This window comes from Prauserella oleivorans (assembly GCF_042685745.1).
Classification (GTDB): domain Bacteria; phylum Actinomycetota; class Actinomycetes; order Mycobacteriales; family Pseudonocardiaceae; genus Prauserella_A; species Prauserella_A oleivorans.
Window position 1 is genome coordinate 3531073 of the sequence record NZ_JBHUNT010000001.1, and the last position, 20521, is coordinate 3551593.

The 20521-nt window shown below is 72.4% G+C and carries 18 protein-coding genes; 12 read left to right on the top strand and 6 right to left on the bottom strand.

What is annotated here, in order from left to right; genetic code table 11:
• Positions 1-140 precede the first annotated feature (140 nt).
• From ACFSZT_RS17320 to ACFSZT_RS17375, 12 genes are all read left to right on the top strand, one after another.
• Positions 141-1622 (top strand): hypothetical protein, encoded by a 1482-nt coding sequence (locus ACFSZT_RS17320; RefSeq protein ID WP_377388755.1) that lies wholly within the window; start codon positions 141-143, stop codon positions 1620-1622.
• 56 nt (positions 1623-1678) lie between these two features.
• Positions 1679-2419 carry a hypothetical protein gene (locus ACFSZT_RS17325; RefSeq protein WP_377389041.1) on the top strand — a complete coding sequence of 247 codons (741 nt, stop codon included), beginning with the start codon at positions 1679-1681 and terminating at the stop codon, positions 2417-2419.
• A 9-nt stretch (positions 2420-2428) separates the two neighbouring features.
• Complete coding sequence (locus ACFSZT_RS17330) at positions 2429-6871, top strand: hypothetical protein (RefSeq protein WP_377388753.1); 4443 nt, start codon at positions 2429-2431, stop codon at positions 6869-6871.
• A 39-nt stretch (positions 6872-6910) separates the two neighbouring features.
• On the top strand, positions 6911-8086 hold the full coding sequence (locus tag ACFSZT_RS17335; RefSeq protein WP_377388751.1) for a winged helix DNA-binding domain-containing protein: 1176 nt from the start codon (positions 6911-6913) through the stop codon (positions 8084-8086).
• 145 nt (positions 8087-8231) lie between these two features.
• Entirely contained in the window at positions 8232-9236 is a 1005-nt protein-coding gene (gap, locus tag ACFSZT_RS17340; protein ID WP_377388749.1) for a type I glyceraldehyde-3-phosphate dehydrogenase, read from the top strand.
• Positions 9237-9239: 3 nt separating this feature from the next.
• Positions 9240-10448, top strand: coding sequence for a phosphoglycerate kinase (locus ACFSZT_RS17345; RefSeq protein WP_377388747.1), 1209 nt, complete (start codon positions 9240-9242; stop codon positions 10446-10448).
• Positions 10449-10450: 2 nt separating this feature from the next.
• Positions 10451-11236 (top strand): triose-phosphate isomerase, encoded by a 786-nt coding sequence (gene tpiA / locus ACFSZT_RS17350; RefSeq protein WP_377389039.1) that lies wholly within the window; start codon positions 10451-10453, stop codon positions 11234-11236.
• 59 nt (positions 11237-11295) lie between these two features.
• A complete protein-coding gene (gene secG, locus ACFSZT_RS17355; protein WP_377388745.1) occupies positions 11296-11526 on the top strand; it encodes a preprotein translocase subunit SecG in 231 nt (76 codons plus the stop codon).
• Positions 11527-11578: 52 nt separating this feature from the next.
• Positions 11579-11923, top strand: coding sequence for an RNA polymerase-binding protein RbpA (locus ACFSZT_RS17360; protein ID WP_377388744.1), 345 nt, complete (start codon positions 11579-11581; stop codon positions 11921-11923).
• Between the two features lie 6 nt (positions 11924-11929).
• Entirely contained in the window at positions 11930-12133 is a 204-nt protein-coding gene (locus ACFSZT_RS17365; protein WP_377389061.1) for a hypothetical protein, read from the top strand.
• 8 nt (positions 12134-12141) lie between these two features.
• Positions 12142-12621 (top strand): DUF6346 domain-containing protein, encoded by a 480-nt coding sequence (locus ACFSZT_RS17370; RefSeq protein WP_377478401.1) that lies wholly within the window; start codon positions 12142-12144, stop codon positions 12619-12621.
• A 6-nt stretch (positions 12622-12627) separates the two neighbouring features.
• Positions 12628-12981, top strand: a complete 354-nt coding sequence (locus ACFSZT_RS17375; RefSeq protein WP_377388742.1) for a hypothetical protein — start codon at positions 12628-12630, stop codon at positions 12979-12981.
• Positions 12982-13108: 127 nt separating this feature from the next.
• Here ACFSZT_RS17375 and ACFSZT_RS17380 read toward each other — a convergent pair whose 3' ends face one another.
• From ACFSZT_RS17380 to tal, 6 genes are all read right to left on the bottom strand, one after another.
• Positions 13109-14320 (bottom strand): sensor histidine kinase, encoded by a 1212-nt coding sequence (locus ACFSZT_RS17380; RefSeq protein ID WP_377388740.1) that lies wholly within the window; start codon positions 14318-14320, stop codon positions 13109-13111.
• Between the two features lie 184 nt (positions 14321-14504).
• Positions 14505-15278: a 6-phosphogluconolactonase gene (gene pgl, locus ACFSZT_RS17385; RefSeq protein WP_377388738.1), complete on the bottom strand. Its 774-nt coding sequence runs from the start codon at positions 15276-15278 to the stop codon at positions 14505-14507.
• Positions 15275-16246 (bottom strand): glucose-6-phosphate dehydrogenase assembly protein OpcA, encoded by a 972-nt coding sequence (gene opcA / locus ACFSZT_RS17390; RefSeq protein ID WP_377388736.1) that lies wholly within the window; start codon positions 16244-16246, stop codon positions 15275-15277. Before opcA ends, pgl begins: the two co-directional genes overlap by 4 nt.
• Positions 16243-17772, bottom strand: a complete 1530-nt coding sequence (zwf, locus tag ACFSZT_RS17395; protein WP_377388734.1) for a glucose-6-phosphate dehydrogenase — start codon at positions 17770-17772, stop codon at positions 16243-16245. The genes opcA and zwf overlap by 4 nt, the downstream gene beginning before the upstream one ends.
• On the bottom strand, positions 17769-19388 hold the full coding sequence (locus tag ACFSZT_RS17400) for a glucose-6-phosphate isomerase (RefSeq protein ID WP_377388732.1): 1620 nt from the start codon (positions 19386-19388) through the stop codon (positions 17769-17771). Before ACFSZT_RS17400 ends, zwf begins: the two co-directional genes overlap by 4 nt.
• Positions 19389-19394: 6 nt before the next feature.
• Positions 19395-20510 (bottom strand): transaldolase, encoded by a 1116-nt coding sequence (tal, locus tag ACFSZT_RS17405; RefSeq protein ID WP_377388730.1) that lies wholly within the window; start codon positions 20508-20510, stop codon positions 19395-19397.
• Positions 20511-20521 lie beyond the last annotated feature (11 nt).

Genomic DNA, 20521 nt, shown 5'->3' on the forward strand with positions numbered 1-20521 from the left:
GGGGCCCGGCACCCGGGCCGGTCCACCAGGGCCACGCGCGCGCCCGGTGTCGCGATCGGCGGGGACCGCGGCTCTCCCGTCTGTCTCCCGCCACCGCCCAACCGGGCGCGCCCCGGGCGGCTCGCTTACCCTGTGGCGCTGTGCTGGATCACGACCTGGCCCCGGCCGATCCCGACGAGGGACTCGCGCGCAGGCTCAAGGCGCTCGCGTGCACGGCGCCGCTGCACGACCTCGACGCCCGCAAGGCCAAGCTCGACTGGGCCGACGCGACGGTCTACCAGATGGCCGAGATCGCGCTGCACACGATCGACCAGGTCACCATCGCCATGGACTTCGACACCGGTGCCGACCACCAGCAGGTGGTCAACCGGCTCCTGCCCTTCATCGCCGCCCAGGCTCCCGACCGCCCCGTCACCGAGCACACGCGGGTCGCCCGCTGGGTGCTCGACAATCTCATCAACGTCGGCACCACCGACCGCGGGTTCCGGCGTGTCTACGGCGCTGTGGACGCCGACGGCCGCTACCGGCGCCGGGCGTTCGACTTCAAACTCCTCGTCGAGCTCGCCGCCCCGGACGGCGAGGTGTACCTGCGGGCCACCGACGAGGCGATCAACGTGCTCGTCGGCGCACTGGACACCGACGTCGAGTCCGCCCAGATCGCGGCCGAGGTGAAACTGGAGAACCTCATCACCCGCGGCAGGCTCGCCGACGCCAGACTCGCCGCCGAACAGGCCCGCTACCGCACGGTGCAGTACGGCGAGATCCTGCGGGCCAAGCTGGAGGCCACCCGGCGTGACGTCCGCTCCGTCGACTGGGAACGCGAGGTGCCCGAGCTCCTCGACGCGGCGCTGTCCCACATCGAGTCCCGGTTCCGCGCGGAGACGGCGATCCTCAAGAACATCACCGCCGCCCGGGACGACGCGGAGGACCCCGACCACAAACGCCGCGCCGCCGAGCTGGTCGACATCGTCGCCGACTGCATCCGCAGGCACACCCAGCTCCAGTCCCGGCTGCAGGCGGCGGGCGCGGTGTTCCGCGCCGAGCAGGACCGCCAGCAGTTCTCCGGCCCGCCCCAGCGGGCGGCCATCGACGTGTTCGGCCAGCTGCTCACCCCCGCCCTCGAGTTGTCGCTGGCCGACGCCCTGGCGCCCACGCGGGCATTCTTCCGCGCGGGCACCGGGCTCGCGGTGCCGACCGTGCCGTCCTTGCCGTCCCTCGTGTCATTGCTGCTGCGGCCGGCGCCGGAACGCGAGCACGTGGTCGGCGAGGTGCCCGAGCCGGAGCTGCTGCCCGCCGAGGACGCCGACGGCTACACCGACGAGCAGTGGCAGCACGCCGACGAGCTGCTCGACCTGCCCGAGGTGCCGCGCAGGCTCTCCGGGTTGCTCGCCGACGCGCGCGCCATCGACGCCGGCGTGGCGCGGCTCGTCGCGCTGCGGGCCGTGCACGCCTACGGTCCCGAGGTCGGCGCCGCCGTGCGGCAGGGGGAGCGCCGGGTGCTGCTGGCCGTCGACGACGGCACCCCGCTCGACGACCCGGAGTTCGGCGGTGCCGATCTCCTGCTGCTGTCCGCGACCGTCGACGCGGCCGACGCCGCCGGTACCGGGGAGGGGGTCGCGTGAGCGCCCGGCACACCACGGCCGACGCCGAGGCCGCCGCGCGGCTGGTGTCCTTCGGCATGCGCCCGAAACTCGTGCCGGGCCGCGACGTCGTCTACGCCGACCTCGTGCGCCGCTACGGCGAGGACAGCGCGTTCAAGCAGCTGACCCACGCGGTCGCCGCCGGGCTCGGGCTCATGGTGCTGGAGGTCAACACCCAGGCGGGCGCGGTCCTCGCGGCCATGGACGAGTCGATCTTCGAGATCAAAATGGACTCCTACGCCCGGCAGAGCAAGATCCGCGAACGGCGGGACACCGAGAAGGTCCTGCACGGGCTGATCCACCTCGCCACAGCGGCGCTCGGTTACCCGCGCCCCGACGATCTCGCCAATGACACCTACATCGGGCGGGTCAGCGTCGAGCAGGTGGACGGTGTGGTCCGGGAGGCGTGCCGGATCCTCGACGAGCGCGCCGCCGCCGCGGATGCCAACAGCGACCCGCTCGCCGACGCGCCCGAGCTCGAGCAGGCCTGGCGTGCCTACGCTCGCAGGCCCGCCGCCGCGGCCACCAAGGACGGCAGGCTCGCCCCGGACACCACGCGCGGCATGGTGGCCAGGGCGCTACGGTTCCTGGCCGAGCAGGGTTTTCTCGTGCCGGTGAGTGCCGAGCAGGGCGGCACCTACCGGACGACACCGCGATACCAGGTGCAGGTGCGCGAGCTCGCGGCCGACGCGGCGTTCGACGAGCTGCTCGCGCTCGGCGTCGTCTCGGTGCCGGGCGACGGTGCGACGCTGCGGGCGTCGGCCACCGACACGCTGTAGGGGGAGTGGATGTACGAGCTGTCGCGGGTGCGCCTGCACTCCGTGGGGCCGGCGGGCGCCCGGTACCAGGACGTGCTGCTGGACTTCTCCGGCGTGGGCGAGGTGGTGACGGCGCCGAAGCAGGACGCGCTGTTCGGCGCCGGCGTCCACACCGCCGACGGCGGGCTGCCGCGCCGTCCCTCGCCCGCGAGCGTGCTGTTCCTGGAGAACGGCGGCGGCAAGTCGGTGCTCATCAAGCTGATCTTCTCGGTGATGCTGCCCGGCAGGCGGCAGGTGGTCGGAACCACCAACACGCGGGTGCTGGAGAAGTTCGTCGGCGCCAAGGACGTCGCGCACGTCGTGCTCGAGTGGCAGCACGTCGAGACGGGGGAGCGGCTCATCACGGGCAAGGTGTCCGAGTGGCGGGGGCACGTGGCTTCGTCCGATCCCGCAAACCTGGTGGACTCCTGGTACTGCTTCCGGCCGGGCACGTCGGTGGGGCTCGAGTCGCTGCCGCTGACCTCCGACGGCCGGTTGCTCACGATGTCCGGCTTCCACGAGCGGTTGTCCGCCCTGCACGCCGACGCGCCGGAACTGCGGCTGTTCTGGACCCGGCGGCACCACGAGTGGACCGAACGTCTGGACCAGCTGGGTCTGGACCCCGAGCTGTTCCGTTACCAGCGCGCGATGAACGCGGGCGAGGGCGAGGCCGCGGACGCCTTCGCGTTCGGCACCGACGAGGCGTTCGTCGAGTTCCTGCTGCGGGCCGTCGTGTCCGAGGACGAACCGAAGGACCTCGCCGAGGTGGTCGCCACCTATGCGCACAACCTCGCCCAGCGCGGCGAGCTGATGACCGAACGGGACTTCGTCGCCGGCGCGCTCGACCTGCTCGCGCCGCTGATCGAGGAGGAGAAGCTCGCCGCGGCGTCGCGCAAGCTCGCCGCGGCCGCCCGGGCGGACCTCGAGGCGCTCGCGGCCGAGGTCGCCGCGCGGGAGGCGATCGAGACCGAACGGCTCGCCGGGCTCGCGGCGCACGTGGACGAGGCCGCCGACGCCGAGCGGCTCGCCGAGGGCGATCACCGCAGGCGGCAAGCCGTGCTGACGGAGATCCGGCGGCTGGTCGCCGGCATGCTGCGCGACCAGGCCCAGGCCGACAAGGACCGGGTCGACGCCGAGCTGGCCGAGGCCAAGACGCTCGCCGAGGCGTGGCGAGAGACCGGAACGGTGCTCGCCCACCTCAACGCCGCCCGCCGGGCCCGGGACATCCGGGAGCTGGTGGGAACGCGGGAACAGAAGGCCAGGCCCGCGCTGGAAGCCAAGAACGCCGCCGCGAACGCGCTCGCCCGTGGCCTGCTCGGCCTGGCCCGGCAGGCGCAGGAGCAGGCCGACGAGGCCGAGCGGGTCGCCGGGAACACCCGGGACCAGGCGCAGCGGGAGCGGGACGAGGCCACGCGGGCGGCCGCGAGCCGCCGGGCCGAGGCGGACGGGCTCACGGGCCGCATCGACGAGGTGCGGGCCGAGATCGCGCAGGCCGTGCGCGACGGGCTGCTCGGGCACGGCGCCGACGTCGCCGACGTCGCCGAGGCCGCGCGGCGCGCGAGGGCCGAGGGCGAGTCGGCAGCGGCCGAACTCGCCCGCCGGGAGGCCGAGCTCGAACGCATCTCCGAGGAACTCGGGGCGGCGCAGGCCGCCGCCGGGCAGGCCGATCGCGAGGCGGACAGCGCACGGGACCGCGCCGAGCGGGCCGCCGACGAGCTCGCCAACGCGCACCGCCGCACCGACGCCCTCGCCGCCGAGCCTCGGCTGGCCGAGCTGCTCGGCACCGCGGATGTGGCTCCGGAGACCGACCTCCCCGTGCTGCTCGACCGGCTCGCCGAGGCCCGCGCGGCGGCGGAACGCGAACAGACGGCGCTGCGCATCGAGGAGTCGCTCGACGAACGCGCGCTCGGCGCGCTCGGCTCGGGCGGACTCCTGCCGCCGCCCCAGGAGGTGCAGGCCGCGCTGGACGCGTTGGAGGCCGCGGGTATCACGGCGTGGTCCGGGTGGCGGTACCTGTCCACACTGGACAGCGAGCGGCGCGCCGAGGCGGTGCGGCGCGCACCGCAGCTCGTCGCCGGCGTGCTCCTCAACGACCCCGGCCAGCTCGACCGGGCGCGGGCCGTGCTCACCGAGCAGCGCCTCCTGCCCGGTGCCGCCGTCGCGGTGGGCACGACGGCCGCACTGGCCGATCCGGACCTCGAGCCCGCACCGGGTGTGGCCTTCCTCGTCCCGCCCAACCCGGCGATGTACGACGAGGAGGCCGCCGACGCCGAACGTGAGGCCATCACGCGCAGGCAGGCCGACCGGCACCGCCGGCTGGCCGCGCTGGAGGAATCCCTCGGCGCCGACGCCGCGCTGTCGTGGAAGCTCACCACCTGGCGGGAGGACTACCCGCCCGGCAGCATCGCCGTCCTCGCCGAACAGGCGCAGCAGGCCGCGTCGGCGCGCGAGGCGGCGGAGCGCGCCGCGCGCGAGGCCGGGGAGGCCGCACGACGCCTCACGGCCACCCGCGACTCCGTGCGCGAGCGGATCCCGGCGCTGCGCGCTGCGGCCCGGAACGCCGAGGACACCGCGCGCAGGCTGGACGAACTGGCCGCCCGGGCGGCCCGCATTCCACAGTGGACGACGGACGCGGAGCGGGCACGGGAGGCGGCCGGGCACGCCGAGGAACGCGGCGAGGACGCGGCGGCCCGGGCGGCCCGGTGGCGGGAACAGGCCGCCGAGTACCAGCGCACGGCGGACGGACACCGGCGCACCGCCGGCGCGGCCCGTGCCGAGCTCGCGGAGGTGCCGGGCGGCGGCTCGGTGTCCGAATCGGACCCGGTGCCGGCCGAGCCGGTGGACGCCCTGCGCCGGGCGTTCGCCTCGGCCGCGGAGGCCTACGCCAAGGTCGAGGTCGGCAGCGACCTGCGCGCGGAACTGGAACAGGCCGAGGCCGGCGAGGCCGCCGCGCGGGCGGCGCTGGAGAGCCTTGACGACACCGTCCGTGCCCGGGCGAGCGAGCTGCTGGAGACGCCGGACGGGTCGGACTCCTCGGCGCGGGCCGCCGCGCAGGCCCGGGCGGCCCGGGTTGTCGCCACGCTCGAGGACGAACGCTCCGAGATCATCAGCAGGCTCGCCACCCGCACCGCCGAGCTGGACCGGCTGCCCAGGCCCACGGGACCCCTCGACACCGTCGAGCGGCCGCGCGACGTCGAGCACGGCCGTGACCTGATCGACGCCGCCGCCGAGGATGTGGCCGCTGCCGCCCGCGCCTGGGACGAGGCCCGCGAACGGCATGCCGCCGCGCAGAACACGCTCGACACGGCGAAGGAGAGCGCGTCCGGATTCCGCGTGCTCGCCGAGTCGCTGGCGGCCTACGTGCCCGCGGGCGAACCCGAGCGGGTCTACGACGGTGCCGTGGAGGACGCCCAGGCGCGCCACAGCGAGCTGACCGCACGGCTCGTCACCGCCCAGCAGGCCGTCGACGAGGCGGACACGCGGGTCCGGGCGGCCGCCGACGCGCTCGCCCAGTACGCCACCGAGAAGCGGTTCGAACAGCTCGGCACACCGGTGCGCCAGCAGGTCATCTCGGTGCGCCGCGACAGCCTGCCCGAGCACGCCGAGGAGTGGGCCAGGGCCCTGCGCCCACGCCTGCGCACCCTCACCGACGACCTCGCGCAGATCGACCGGCACCGGACCGGCATCGTCACCCGCCTGCAGAGCATGGTCGAGGGCGCGGTGCGGACCCTGCGGTCGGCCCAGCGGGTGTCTCGGCTGCCGGACGGGCTCGGCGACTGGTCCGGCCAGGAGTTCCTGCGCATCCGCTTCAGCGAGCTCACGGACACGGAGCTGGCCGAGCGGCTCGGCGAGGTGGTCGACGAGGCCGCGGCCGGCCGCACCGCCGACGGCCGGGAGGTCCGGCGGGACGGCCTGTCACTGCTGTTGCGCGGGGTGCGCGCGGCGGTGCCCAAGGGATTCCGCGTCGACATGCTCAAGCCCGACTCGGTCCTGCGCACCGAACGGCAGCGCGTCTCGGAGATCCGCGACGTGTTCTCGGGCGGCCAGCAGCTCACCGCGGCGATCCTGCTGTACTGCACCCTCGCGGCCCTGCGGGCCAACAACCGCGGCCGCATGCGCAACCCGCATTCGGGCGTGCTGTTCCTGGACAACCCCATCGGGCGCGCCTCGGCCGGCTACCTGCTGGAGCTGCAGCGCGCGGTGGCGAAGGCGCTCGGCGTGCAGCTGATCTACACGACCGGGTTGTTCGACGCCGGAGCGCTGTCCGGGTTCCCGCTCATCGTGCGGCTGCGCAACGACGCGGACCTGCGCGCGGGCCGCAAGTACCTGTCGGTCGAGTCCACCATCCGCGCCGAACTCGACGAGCTCGCCGAGTCCGACGGCGTCGCGCGGCTCTCGGCCACCCGCCTGTACACGAGGCCCACCGCGAGCTGATCGCCGCCGGTTGTCGGTGGCCGGTGGTAGGACAGGACGGTGACCAGACGTATCGCCGTGGCCGAGCGCCGCGCCCGGCTCGCCCGGAGACACCGCCTCGCACCGGTTGATCGTGCCGCGTCGCCGGTGGAGGTGGCCGAGAGTCTCGTGGCCCTGCACGCCACCGATCCCGCGACCGTCCATCTCGCGGCGGCCGCCCGTCTCCGCGAACCGGACGTCGCCGTCGTCGAGCGGGCCCTGTACGACGAGCGCACCCTCGTGCGGATGCTGGGCATGCGGCGGACGATGTTCGTCGTCCCTCGCGACGTCGCGCCACTCGTCCAGGCAGGCTGTGCGATCGACATCGAACGCAAGCAGCGGGCGCTGCTCGTCCAGCACCTCGGCCAGACCGGCATCCCGGATCTGGAGCAGTGGCTGCGGGACGTCGAGGACGGCACCGTCCGGGCGCTCAAGGCCAGGGGGTCGGCCCGTGCCCAGGACCTCGCCGACGACGAGCCGAGGCTGCGCACGGAGATCGTCATGGCGGAGGGCAAGCCGTACGAGTCGCGCGGCTACATCACCAACCGCGTCCTGTTCCTGCTGGCCGTCTCCGGCCGCATCATGCGCGGCCGCCCGCGCGGCTCGTGGCTGTCGACGCAGTACGAGTGGTGGACCACCGAGGACTGGCTGCCGGGCGGGTTGCCCGAGCTCGACGCCGACACCGCGCGCGTCGAGCTGGCCCGCCGGTGGCTGCGGGCGTACGGGCCCGCGCAGATGAGCGACCTGCGCTGGTGGACCGGCTGGACCGCCGCCCAGACAAAACGCGCGCTGGCCGCTCTCGAGCCCGCCGAGGTGGACCTCGACGGGATCCCCGGCGTGCTGTTGCCGGACGACACCGAGCCCGAGCCCGATCCGGGCCCGTGGGTGGCGCTGCTGCCCGCGCTCGACCCGACCGCGATGGGCTGGGCCGAGCGCACCTGGTTCGTCGGCGCGCACCGGGCGGCGTTGTTCGACCGCTCCGGCAACATCGGTCCGACGGTGTGGTGCGACGGCCGCATCGTCGGCGGCTGGGCGCACCGCGCGGACGGCGAGGTGGCGGTGCGGTTGCTGGAGGACGTGGGCACCGAATCGGCCACCGCGGTGCACGCGGAGGCGGCGCGCCTGAAGGAGTGGATGAAGGGCGTCACAGTCGTTCCGCGCTTCCGGACACCGCTGGAACGCGAGCTGGTTTCTTAATCGATTCGCTCAATGGTTCAAGGTGGGCGACGTCTCGCGCGGGGTATACGGGGAGGTCCCGGCCCCCGCGCTAGGGTGGCCCTGACCCCCAATGACGTGAAGTCCCGGTTCCCGCCGGGTCGTAATCCTTGAGGAGAGAAGAGCAGTGACGGTTCGCGTAGGCGTCAACGGCTTCGGCCGGATCGGCCGCAACTTCTTCCGTGCCGTGCAGGCCAGCGGCCACGACATCGAGGTGGTCGCGTTCAACGACCTCGGTGACGTCGCCACGATGGCCCACCTGCTCAAGTACGACAGCGTCCTCGGCCGCTACCCGGAGGAGGTCACCGTCAGCGACGAGGGCATCGTCGTCGGCGGCAAGACCATCAAGGCGCTCGCCGAGCGTGATCCCGCCAACCTGCCGTGGGGCGACCTGGGCGTGGACGTCGTCGTGGAGTCGACCGGCTTCTTCACCAACGCCGACGCCGCCAAGGCCCACATCGCGGGCGGCGCCAAGAAGGTCATCATCTCCGCGCCCGCCAAGGGCGAGGACCTCACCGTCGTGCTGGGCGTCAACGACAAGGCCTACGACGGCTCGCAGACGATCATCTCGAACGCCTCCTGCACCACCAACTGCCTCGGCCCGCTCGCCAAGGTGCTGCACGAGAGCTTCGGCATCGAGCAGGGCCTGATGACCACCATCCACGCCTACACGCAGGACCAGAACCTGCAGGACGGGCCGCACAAGGACCTGCGCCGCGCCCGCGCCGCCGCGCTGAACATCGTGCCGACCTCCACCGGCGCGGCGAAGGCCATCGGCCTCGTGCTGCCGGAGCTCAACGGCAAGCTCGACGGCTACGCCCTGCGTGTCCCGGTGCCGACCGGCTCGACCACCGACCTCACCGTCACGCTCTCGAAGAGCGCCTCGCTCGAAGACATCAACGCCGCCTACAAGGCCGCCGCGGAAGGCCCGCTGAAGGGCATCCTGCGCTACAGCGAGGAGCCGATCGTGTCCTCGGACATCGTGACCGACCCGGCGTCGTGCATCTACGACGCGCCGCTGACCAAGGTCATCGGCAACCAGGTCAAGGTCGTCGGCTGGTACGACAACGAGTGGGGCTACTCGAACCGCCTCGCGGACCTGGTCAAGCTCGTCGGCTCCAAGCTGTCCTGATCCATGGCGGTCAAGACACTCGACGATCTGCTCGCCGACGGCGTCGCGGGTCGCTACGTGCTGGTCCGCTCGGACCTCAACGTGCCGCTCGACGGGGCGACGATCACCGACGACGGCCGGGTGCGCGCGGCGCTGCCCACCATCACGCGGCTGGCCGAGGCCGGCGCGAAGGTGGTCGTGACGGCGCACCTCGGCCGCCCGAAGGGCGCCCCCGACGAGAAGTACTCGCTGCGCCCGGTGTCGAACCGGCTCGGCGAGCTGCTCGGCGCCGATGTCCGGCTCGCCGGCGATGTCGTCGGCGAGCAGGCGAGGACGGTGACCGGCTCGCTCACCGACGGTCAGGTGGCACTGCTGGAGAACGTGCGCTTCGACCCTCGCGAGACCAGCAAGGACGCCGGTGAGCGGTCCTCACTGGCCCGTGAGTTCGCGGCCCTTGTGGGTGAGGGTGCGGCGTTCGTGTCGGACGGCTTCGGCGTGGTGCACCGCAAGCAGGCCTCCGTCTACGACGTGGCCCGCGAGCTGCCCGCCTACGCGGGCGGTCTGGTGCTCGCCGAGCTCGAGGTGCTCACCCGGCTCACCGGCGACCCGCAGCGCCCCTACGCCGTCGTGCTCGGCGGCTCCAAGGTCTCCGACAAGCTCGCCGTCATCGAGGCGCTGCTGCCGAAGGTCGACCGGCTGCTGGTCGGCGGTGGCATGTGCTTCACGTTCCTCGCGGCGCAGGGGCACGGCGTGGGCAGTTCGCTGCTGGAGAACGACATGGTCGACACGTGCAAGCGGCTGCTTGCCGACGCCGGCGACAAGCTGGTCCTGCCCGTGGACGTCGTCGCCGCGGACACGTTCGCCGCCGACGCCGCCACCCGCACCGTGCCCGCGACCTCCATCGAGGACGGCTGGATGGGCCTCGACATCGGTCCGGAGTCGGTCCGGCGGTTCGCCGAGACGATCGGCACCGCCCGCACGGTGTTCTGGAACGGCCCGATGGGCGTGTTCGAGATGGCACCGTTCGCCGAGGGCACCCGGGGTGTCGCGCAGGCCATCGCCGACGGGGACGCGTTCAGCGTGGTCGGCGGCGGCGACTCGGCCGCCGCCGTGCGCCTGCTCGGCCTGCCCGAGGACGGGTTCTCGCACATCTCCACCGGTGGTGGCGCATCGCTGGAGTACCTGGAAGGCAAGGAACTGCCCGGCGTGGCGGTCTTGAGCGAGGGGAAGTGATGGTGGCCCGCAAGCCCCTGATCGCCGGCAACTGGAAGATGAACCTCAATCACCTCGAGGCCATCGCCCTGGTGCAGAAGATCGCGTTCTCCCTCCCGGAGAAGTACTACGCCAAGGTGGATGTCACGGTGATCCCGCCGTTCACCGACATCCGCAGCGTGCAGACGCTGGTCGACGGCGACAAGCTCCTGCTCACCTACGGTGCGCAGGACCTGTCGCCGCACGACTCCGGCGCCTACACCGGCGACGTGTCCGGCCCGATGCTCGCCAAGCTCGGCTGCACCTACGTCATCGTGGGTCACTCCGAGCGGCGCGAGTACCACGCCGAGACCGACGAGGTCGTGAACAAGAAGGTCCGCGCGGCCCTCAAGCACGGGCTCACCCCGATCCTGTGCGTCGGCGAGCAGCTCGACGTCCGCGAGGCGGGCAGGCACATCGAGCACACCACCGGTCAGCTGATCGCCGGGCTCAAGGGCCTCAAGGCCGAGCAGGTGAGCGGCGCGGTGATCGCCTACGAGCCGGTGTGGGCGATCGGCACCGGCCGGGTCGCCACCCCGGCCGACGCCGAGGAGGTGTGCGCGGCGCTGCGGGCGGCGCTGTCCGACAAGTACGGTGCCGACGTCGCCGAGGGGGTTCGTGTCCTCTACGGTGGCTCGGTGAAGTCGGGCAACATCGCCGACCTCGTCAAGTGCGACAACGTGGACGGCGCGCTCGTCGGCGGGGCCAGCCTCGACGGCGAGGAGTTCACGAAGCTGTGCGCGCTGGCCGCCGGAGGCCCACTGCCGTGATCGCGGCGGGTACCCGCTAGTCTCTGGGTACCCGCCACCCGCAGTACACAGAGGATGACATGAAGCTGTTCCTGCAAATCTTGTTGGTCGTGACCAGCGTGCTGCTGATCATCGCGGTTCTGCTGCACCGTGGCCGCGGGGGAGGGCTGTCGTCCTTGTTCGGTGGCGGGATGCAGTCGAGCCTGGCCGGGTCGAGCGTGGCGGAGAAGAACCTCGACCGCATCACGCTCGGCCTCGGTGCCGTCTGGGTCATTTCGATCATCGGGCTCGGTCTGCTCCTCAAGATCTGATCGGCACGGCGTGCCTGGGGGTACGCCAACTTTCTGGTGGGTGTGAGGATTCATGGTTGGCGGTAACGCGATTCGGGGCACGAGGATCGGAGCAGGTCCGTCGGGAGAGTCGGAGCGTGGTGAGAAGGCGCCGCGTCGCGTGGTGTCCTACTGGTGTGCCAACGGGCACGAATCCCGGCCGTCGTTCTCGGTGGACGCCGAGGTACCGGAGGAGTGGGACTGCCCGCGTTGCGGCCTGCCCGCCGGGCAGGATCAGCAGAACCCGCCCGCGGCTCCGCGCACCGAGCCGTACAAGACGCACCTTGCCTACGTGAAGGAACGCCGCAGCGACGCCGACGGGGAGGCCATCCTCGCCGAGGCACTGGAGAAACTGCGGAAGCGGCGCCAGCAGATCTGACGGCGCGTGGCCGGCACATCCAGCGCACCGGAGGAGACACGGCCGCGCGGGCGACGCCTGCGCCGGTGGAGCGAGCTGAGCGCCGGGGAGCGGCGCCTCTTCGTGCCCCAGCTGGTGATCCAATTCGTGGTCCGCGCGGCCGTGTTCTTCCTCGCACTCGACTTCGCCGTGGCGGCGGGCGCAGTGCCGGGCTTCTCGGCGGCGACCTGACCGGGCGCATCGGGACGGCGGTCGTGCGTTCCTGCGACCCGGGCGGGCCGCTCTCCCCGCTCGGCGTGAGCTGGTATCACGACTGTGACCTCTCCCTGCGCTGGTCGGACGGAGAGTCCGGCGAGGCGTCGCTGACCACGACCGAACTCGGCGGCGACGACATGGGTAGCACGGTCGGCGTGGTCGAGCGCGCGGGCGGCGACAAGTGGGGCCGCGGCCAGGCGTATCCGGCGCTGGACACGCCGAACCGGTACGGGCCGCTGGCCGCGGTGCTGTTCGTCGCCTTCGGCGTGGTCTGGTTGTTCTTCCCGCACTGGTACCGGCTCGGCACTCCGGCCGAACGCGCGGAACGCCGCGCGCGGGCCCGGTTCAAAGCACGTCCGGCGCTGGTCGTCGCGGGCGGGTACTGGCTGCTGATCGCCGGTGGAGCCGGTTGGCCGGTGTCGCCTCCCCAGCCGGGACTCCCGGGCTGGGGTCCGCTGACCTGACCACCCGTGCTGCTGGTGCTGCTCGGTGTCCTCGTCCTGGCGATCGGGCTGGGCCTGGTGCGCTACCGGCAGGCCCGCGGATACCGGTCTACGCCGTACCGGCCGCCGCTGCTCGGCAGGCTCGGCCGCGTCGTCGGCGGGACGCTCGCGGCACTGACCGGCGTCATCGTCTCCATCTCTGCCCTGTCGTCCGGAGCGCAGGACGGGTCGGTCTGGCTGCTCCAGCTCGCGCTGCCGATCGCGTTGCTCGTCGCCGGAGCCCGGCTGTTGCTGCTCTGGCTACGAGGCCGCGCACTCCCTCGACGTCCGGTGCCGAGACAGGAACCGGAACCCCGGCCGGTGAGTCACAGTGGCGACTGACCGCTGCCGGGAGGGTGCACATGGCCGAACAACCGCAATGGCTCGCGGATCTGCAACGACAGAGCGAGCGGATGCTGGAGCAATCTCAGCAGGCTCAGGCTGAGGCCAGCCGCCCGCGCCACCGGGCTCAGCGCGCCAGCGGATAGCTCGCCACCACCACGAAACCGCCGTCCTCGGTCGGCTGTGCCTCGAGAGTGCCCCCGAGGAGCCGCGCCCGCTCCTTCAACCCGGTGAGCCCGAACCCGCCGGAGGGCAACCGGCTGCCCGGCCGCGACGGCCGGTCGTTGCGGACCTCGACGAGCAACCGATCGTCCTCCGCGGCCACCGTCACGTACGCCGTCGCACCCGCGGCGTGCTTGTGCACATTGGTCAGCGCTTCCTGCACGGTCCGGTACGCCGCCGCCGACACCTCCGGCGGGAGCTCGCTGGGCACGCGAGCCACCGAGAGCCGGACCGGGACCTCGGTGGTGCGCACGAGGTCGTCGATGTCGCAGAGTTTCGGTTGCGGCCCGTCGTCCTCGACCGACCCCGACCGCAGGACCCCGACCAGGGCGCGCAGCTCCTCCAGGGTGTTGGTGCTCAGCTGCCGGATGGTCCGGGCGGTCCGCGCCGCGTCGTCGGTGGTGGCGGCCGCGGACAGCGCACCGGCCTGCATGGCGATCAGCGTGATGTCGTGCGACACCACGTCGTGCATCTCCCTGGCCAGACGCGCGCGTTCGTCGGCACGGACCATCTCGGCGTACAGTTTGCGTTCGCGGTCGCGGGACTCGGCCAGCTCCGCCAGGCGCGCCGCGAGCTCAGTCCTCGCGCCGATCAGCAGGCCGATCGCCAGCGGCATCCCGGCCACGATGACGCCGTAGATGACGTCCAGCATGTGCTCCCGCCACGTCAGGGCGAGGAAGTCCGGCAGCGGCCAGAGCATGAACCGGCACAGCCACACCAGCCCGGCCCCCACCCAGACCTGCCAGTGCATCTGCTTGCGGGTCGCGAGGAACCCGAGCGCCAGCATCGCCGCCACCTGTGCCCAGCCCGCCAGGAAACCCGGCACCGTGAGCAACAGAACCGTGAACGGCAACCAGCGCCGCACGAGCAGCGCGGCACAGCTCACCGCCGACAGGTACACCGAGTACGGCGGAGCCTCCTCGGGGAACACGAGCCACACGTCCAGCACGGCGATGAGGAACACCGACGCGTCCACGGCCGCCTTGCGGACCGCCGATCGTCTCCACACCGCGGTCATCGGACCGGCGGTCGAGGATCGAGGCCGTGCGTGGTCGGCGCTCCGCGCGCTCGGGCCGCGGACCGAAACATCGGGGATGGTCATTCCCTCTGTGGCCATGGCGTGGACCTCTCGTCGTGTGGACTCGACCATGAGAGGTCATCGGAGGCCGACGAGTACGCACTTTCACGAAAAAGTGTGCGGATGCTAACGGAGCGCACACGCCGGTGCCGAGTACGAGCTGCGTGGAATCGCTCCGTCGTGGCCGGAACCTGCCACGGTCACTCTGCGTACGCCGTCGGCGTCATCCGCGCGGAGTCAGGCCGGTCTTGCTCGCCGCCGCGGCGTCGAGCAGCCACAACGTCCGCCGCTTGCCGCGGGCCCCGGCCACCGGCAGCTGCACCTCGCCCGCGCCAGCCAGCGCCAGCGCCACGGCGTCCGCCTTCGCCTCACCGGTGCTGGTGATCCAGACCTCGGCCGCGCTCCGGATCGCCGGGAACGTCAGCGAGATCCGGGTCGGCGGGGGCTTCGGGCAGTTGCGCACGGCCACCACGGAACGCTCCTGCTCGTACGCCGCGGGCGACTCCGGGAAGATCGACGCCGTGTGTCCCTCGCCGCCCAGGCCGAGCAGCAGGACGTCGAACGTCGGCACCCCACCGTGGTCCTCCGGGCCCGCGGCGGCCGCGAGCACCTCCGCGTAAGCCGCGGCCGCGGCGTCCGGGTCGTCGCCGAACTCGCCGTCGGAGGCCGCCATCGGGTGCACCCGGGCGGGATCCACCGGGACGTGGTCGAGCAGCGCGTCGCGCGCCTGCTTCTCGTTGCGTTCGGCGTCCCCGGCGGGCACGAACCGCTCGTCGCCCCAGTACACGTCGAGCCGTGACCAGTCCACGGCGTCCCGCGCCGGAGCCTCCCGCAGCTGCTCGAGGATCGCGATACCGATGCCGCCGCCCGTGAGCACCACCGACGCCGACCCCTTGGCCGCCTGCACGTCCACGAGCGTCGTGACCAACCGGGCCGCACAGGCGGCGGCCAGCACGTCGGGAGTGGCGTGGACCACCACGTCGGACGCCGCGTTCATGCCTTCCCCTTCGCCGGGGTCTTCGGTGTGGTGGCCGTCGTGCGCCTGCGGGCATTGGAGAGCTTGCTCAGCCCGCGCAGCGCCGCCTCGTAGATCTCGTCCGGGTCGAGCCTGCGCAGTTCCTCGATGAGGCAGTCCCGGTTGTCCCGCCGGTGCAGCCCGACCCGGCGGGTGGGCTGGCCGGGCTGGGTCAGCGTGCCGGTCCGCCCGTCGGGCCGGTGGATCTTGATCGGCCCGGACGGCCGGTCCAGCGTGACCGACATGATGCCCTGCGCGCTCGTCGTCTTCTGCCGCTTTACCGGGACGTCGAGGTACTCGGCGAGCCAGCCGGCGAGCAGTTCCGACGACGGAGAGTCCGCCTCGCCGACCACCGACGCGCCGGTCACCGGCTCGTACGGCGGCAGGTCCAGTGCGGCGACGAGCTGGGCGCGCCAGTTCGTCAACCGGGTCCAGGCGAGGTCGGTGTCACCGTCCGCATAGGACTTCGAGCGCGTCAGCAGTGCACGGATCGGGTTCTTCTCGGCAGCGGAGTCGGTGATCCGGCGCTGGGCGAGCTGCCCGAGCGGGTCCTTCGCCGGTGCCTTCGGTCCCTGCCCGGGCCACCACGTGACGATCGGCGCGTCCGGCAGCAGCAGCGGCACCACGGCACTCTGCCCCTGGTTCGCCAGCGGGCCGTAGAGCCGCAGTACCACGACCTCGCTCGCGCCCGCGTCACCGCCGACCCGGATCTGGCCGTCGATGCGGGGTGCCGCCGTGCGGGCCCCTTTCGCGACCACGATCACGCGCGACGGATGTTCCCGGCTCGCCTCGTTGGCGGCGTCGATGGCGTCCTCGAGCTGGTCGTCGTCCTCCGCGACGATCACGAGCGTCAGGACCCGGCCCAGCGCCACGGCACCGCCGCGTTCCCGCAGCTCGACCATCTTCTTGTTCAGCTGCGACGTCGTCGTGGACGGCAGGTCGATGATCACGGGCGCCTCCAGTGCCGTCCGCTGCTCTCCAGGATGCGGTCTGCCGACGGCGGCCCCCACGAACCGGGCGCGTAGGGCTCCGGGGCGCCTCCCTTGGCCCAGTGCTCGAGGATCGGGTCGAGGATCTTCCACGACAGCTCGACCTCTTCGTTCACCGGGAACAGCGACGGCTCGCCGAGCAGCACGTCGAGGATCAGCCGCTCGTAGGCCTCCGGGGACGTCTCGGTGAAGGCGTGGCCGTAGCCGAAGTCCATCGTGACGTCCCGGACCTCCATCGTGGTGCCGGGAACCTTCGACCCGAAGCGCATCGTCACGCCCTCGTCCGGTTGCACGCGGATCACCAGCGCGTTCTCGCCCAGCTCCTCGGTGGCCGTGCTGTCGAACGGCAGGTGCGGCGCACGCTTGAACACCACCGCGACCTCGGTGACCCGCCGCCCGAGCCGCTTGCCGGTCCGCACATAGAACGGCACGCCGGCCCAGCGCCGGTTCTGCACCTCGAGGGTCACCGCGGCGTAGGTCTCGGTGGTCGAGTCCTTCGAGAAACCGGCCTCCTGCAGCAGACCGGGCACCTTCTTGCCGCCCTGCCAGCCACCCGTGTACTGGCCGCGGGCCGTGGTCTGGTCGAACGGGCCGACCGGCTTGGTGGCGCCGAGCACCTTCACCTTCTCCGCCCGCAGCGCGCCCGGCTCGAAGGACACCGGTTCCTCCATCGCCGTCAGCGCGAGCAGCTGCAGCAGGTGGTTCTGGATCACGTCGCGGGCCGCGCCGATGCCCTCGTAGTAGCCGGCCCGGCCGCCCAACCCGATGTCCTCGGCCATCGTGATCTGCACGTGGTCCACGTAGTGGGCGTTCCAGATCGGCTCGAACAGCTGGTTCGCGAACCTCAGCGCCAGGATGTTCTGGACGGTCTCCTTGCCGAGGTAGTGGTCGATGCGGAACACCGACTCCTCGGGGAAGACGTCGTTGACGACGGCGTTGAGCTGCTTGGCGCTCTCCAGGTCGTGGCCGAACGGCTTCTCGATCACGACGCGGCGCCAGACGTCCTCACTGGACTCCGCGAGCCCGCAGCGGGCCAGCTGCTTGGTGACGACAGGAAACGCCCACGGCGGGATGGACAGGTAGAACGCCGTGTTGCCGCCCGTTCCGCGTTCGGCGTCCAGCTCGTGGACGGTCTGGGCGAGCCGGTCGAACGCGTCGTCGTCGTCGAACGTGCCCTGCACGAAGCGGATACCTTCCGCGAGCCGGTTCCACACCGACTCGCGGAAGGGCGTGCGCGCGTGCTCGGCGACGGCGTCGTGGACGAGCTCGCCGAAGTCCTGGTGCTCCCACTCGCGGCGGGCGAAGCCCACCAGCGAGAAGCCGGGCGGCAACAGGCCGCGGTGCGCGAGGTCGTAGATCGCCGGCATGAGTTTCTTGCGCGAGAGGTCCCCGGTCACGCCGAAGATCACCATGCTCGACGGCCCGGCGATCCTGGGCAGCCGCTTGTCCCGGGGGTCGCGCAGCGGGTTCGTCCAGCCACGTTTCATCGAGCGAGCTCCTGTACGGCACGCATCAGCTCTGCCAGGCCCGCCGCCCGGTCGGTGAGGTGCAGCCGCAGCACCGGTCTGCCGTGCTCGGCGAGCACCTGTCCGTCGCCCAGCGCTTGCGCCAGCTGCAACGTGCCCAGCGAGTACGGGCGGTCGGGAACGTCGAGATCATCGTCGGCCGCGCCGGTCAGCTGAAGGAAGATCCCGTTCGGGTGACCACCCTTGTGGTACTGGCCGGTGGAGTGGAGGAAGCGCGGGCCCCAGCCGAAGGTCGTCTGCACGCCGGCGCGCGGTGCCAGCTCGGACCGGAGCAACGACGCCGACGCGTCGTCGAGCCGGTCGAGGTAGGCCTGCACCGCCAGATAGCCGCCCTCGGGTGCGGTGGCGAGGAATTCGCGCAGGACGTCGGCCAGGGTTCCCTCGCCGGTCGTGCCTGCCGAGGCGTAGACCTCGACGGCGCCGATCACGGCGGACGGCTCGGCCGTGCCGCGCAGGGCATCCGGGTTGTCGAGCAGCGAGCGGGCGGCCTTCTTGGCGGCTTCCACGTCCGGCTGGTCGAACGGATTGATCCCGAGCAGCCTGCCCGCGACGGCCACGGCCGTCTCCCAGAGCAGGAACTGCGCCCCCAGGGGGCCCGCCACGGCGATCTTCGCCGCCCCCGTGGCGGGGCCGATCGCGACCGGGGTGGCGTCGGATCCGGCGTCGGCGAAGCCGGGAGCGTCCTTGTTCTCCACCACGACCGGCAGCAGCCCGGTGCCCTGCTTGCCGGTGGATTCGGCGATGAGCTGCTCGGCCCAATCGCCGAGCCCGGCGATGCCGGAACCGGTGTCGGCCAGCACGACCTTCTCCGCACCGTCGGCGTGGGCGGCGCCGAGCGCGGCGGCGAGCCGCAGTGCCGGGTTGTCGGCCGAGTCGGCGGCGATCGCGTCGGCCACGAGGGCGGCCTGGTCGAGCAACCGGGCCACGTCCGCGCCGGCGAGGCCGGCGGGGACGAGACCGAACGCGGTCAGCGCCGAGTAGCGGCCGCCGACGTGCGGGTCGGCGAGGAACACCTTGCGGTAGCCCTCGGCCTCGCCCAGCTCGGCCAGCGGCGAGCCGGGATCGGTCACCACGACCAGGCGCCGGGCCGGGTCGATGCCCGCCTCCCGGAACGCCGCCGCGAAGATCCGCCGGTGGCTGTCGGTCTCGACGGTGGTGCCGGACTTCGAGGAGACGACCACCACCGTGCGCTGCAGGTCACCGGCGAGCGCGTCGGCGACCTGGCCGGGGTCGGTGGTGTCCAGCACCGTCAGGGCGACGCCCTCGGTCGCCGCGATCACCTCGGGAGCCAGCGACGACCCGCCCATCCCGGCGAGCACGACGCGGTCGATGCCCTCCGAGCGCAGCTGGGTGCGCAGGGCCTCGATCTCGCCGATCAACGGTCGCGACGACTTGTGCAGCGTCGTCCACGACAGCCGGATCGACGCCTCGGCCTCGGCATCGGAGCCCCACAGCGTCGGGTCCTGGGCGGCCAGCTTCCCCGCGACGCCGTCGGCCACGAGCTTGTCGAGCAGCGGTGCCGCCGCGGCCTCGAGGGCGGGGTCGGCGATACCGACCCCCGTCTGCTCTCCGGCCATCCGGCCTCAGCCCTTCGCCTTCTCGAGCTGGCCGGTGACGGTGTCGAGCAGCTCGGCCCAGGACTTGTCGAACTTCTCGACGCCCTCGTTCTCCAGTGTCAGGAACACGTCCGTGACGTCGATGCCCACCGCGCTGAGCTGGTCGAAGACCTCCTGCGCGGCCGCGGCGGTGCCGGTGACCGTGTCGCCGGTGATCTCGGCGTGGTCGGCGGCGGCCTCGAGGGTCTTCTCCGGCATCGTGTTCACGGTGCCCGCCACCACGAGCTGGTCGACGTAGCGCGTGTCGGAGTACTCCGGGTTCTTCACGCCGGTGGACGCCCACAGTGGACGCTGCGGGTTGGCGCCCTCCGCGCGCAGGGCCTGCCACCGGTCGGACGCGAACAGTTCCTCGTAGGCCGCGTAGGCCAGGCGGGCGTTGGCGATCGCGGCCTGGCCGCGCAGGGCCAGCGCCTCGTCGGTGCCGATCGCCTCGAGCCGCTTGTCCACCTCGGCGTCCACGCGGGACACGAAGAACGAGGCCACCGACTGGATGGCGGCCAGGTCGTGCCCGTTGGCCTTGGCCTGCTCGAGGCCGGCGAAGAAGGCGTCCATCACCGCGCGGTAGCGCTCGACGGAGAAGATCAGCGTGACGTTGACACTGATGCCCTCCGCGAGCGTGCGCGTGATCGCGGGCAGGCCTTCCTCGGTCGCCGGGATCTTCACCAAGATGTTCGGGCGGTCCACCGTCTTCCACAGATCCGCCGCCTCGGCGACGGTCTTCTCGGTGTCCTTGGCCAGGCCTGGGTCGACCTCGATCGACACCCGGCCGTCCACACCGTTGGTGGCCTGGTAGACGTCCCGGAACACATCCGCGGCGTTGCGCACATCGGTGGTGGTCAGCTCCCGCACCGCCGCGTGCACGTCGGCGCCGCGCGCGGCGAGGTCACGCACCTGCTCGTCGTAGGCCTTACCGTTGGAGAGCGCGTTGGCGAAGATCGTCGGGTTCGTGGTCACCCCCACGACGTGCTGGTCGCGGATGAGCTCCGCGAGGTTGCCGGAGGTGAGCCGCTCCCTCGACAGGTCGTCGAGCCAGATCGACACGCCGGCCTCGGACAGCTGGGCCAGCCGGTCGTTGTTGCTCATGACGTAATCCC

Excerpts from the sequence above, each read along its gene's own strand:
- ACFSZT_RS17325 (WP_377389041.1), top strand. The coding sequence starts at position 1,679 with ATGCGCCCGAAACTCGTGCCGGGCCGCGACGTCGTCTACGCCGACCTC.
- ACFSZT_RS17330 (WP_377388753.1), top strand. The coding sequence starts at position 2,429 with ATGTACGAGCTGTCGCGGGTGCGCCTGCACTCCGTGGGGCCGGCGGGC.
- ACFSZT_RS17345 (WP_377388747.1), top strand. The coding sequence starts at position 9,240 with ATGGCGGTCAAGACACTCGACGATCTGCTCGCCGACGGCGTCGCGGGT.
- secG (WP_377388745.1), top strand. The coding sequence starts at position 11,296 with ATGAAGCTGTTCCTGCAAATCTTGTTGGTCGTGACCAGCGTGCTGCTG.
- ACFSZT_RS17360 (WP_377388744.1), top strand. The coding sequence starts at position 11,579 with ATGGTTGGCGGTAACGCGATTCGGGGCACGAGGATCGGAGCAGGTCCG.
- ACFSZT_RS17380 (WP_377388740.1), bottom strand. The coding sequence starts at position 14,320 with ATGGCCACAGAGGGAATGACCATCCCCGATGTTTCGGTCCGCGGCCCG.
- pgl (WP_377388738.1), bottom strand. The coding sequence starts at position 15,278 with ATGAACGCGGCGTCCGACGTGGTGGTCCACGCCACTCCCGACGTGCTG.
- zwf (WP_377388734.1), bottom strand. The coding sequence starts at position 17,772 with ATGAAACGTGGCTGGACGAACCCGCTGCGCGACCCCCGGGACAAGCGG.
- ACFSZT_RS17400 (WP_377388732.1), bottom strand. The coding sequence starts at position 19,388 with ATGGCCGGAGAGCAGACGGGGGTCGGTATCGCCGACCCCGCCCTCGAG.
- tal (WP_377388730.1), bottom strand. The coding sequence starts at position 20,510 with ATGAGCAACAACGACCGGCTGGCCCAGCTGTCCGAGGCCGGCGTGTCG.